At 50.0% G+C, this 524-nt stretch carries 1 protein-coding gene; it reads left to right on the top strand.

Going from position 1 to position 524, the window contains the following annotated elements:
- A partial coding sequence (locus R7Z50_RS30950; protein ID WP_318150208.1) for a PTS transporter subunit EIIC occupies positions 1–524 on the top strand: 524 nt, incomplete at both ends.

Raw genomic sequence — 524 nt, forward strand, 5'->3', positions numbered from 1 at the left:
AAAGCGGCTTCGAGATGTTGGTTAACAACTTCTCTGCGGGCATCATTGGTATGCTGTGCGCCATTTTGGCTTTCTTCCTTATCGGTCCATTTGTCAAAGTGCTTTCAGGCGCATTGGCAGCAGGCGTAAACTTCCTTGTTTCAGCGCACCTTCTGCCACTGACTTCTATTTTTGTTGAGCCAGCGAAGATCCTGTTCCTAAATAACGCGATCAACCACGGCATCTTCTCTCCACTGGGTATTCAGCAAGCGTCTGAGACTGGTCAATCGATCTTCTTCTTGATCGAAGCGAACCCTGGTCCGGGCTTGGGTATCCTGCTGGCTTACATGGTTTTTGGCAAAGGTACGGCTCGCCAAACGGCTGGCGGTGCATCCATCATCCATTTCTTCGGTGGCATTCACGAGATTTACTTCCCGTATATTCTAATGAACCCACGTCTGATCCTTGCGGCTATTGCAGGTGGTATGACTGGCGTGTTCGTTCTAACCATGTTTAACGCGGGCATCGTTTCTCCAGCCTCTCCA

This window comes from Vibrio sp. 1249-1, assembly GCF_033340495.1.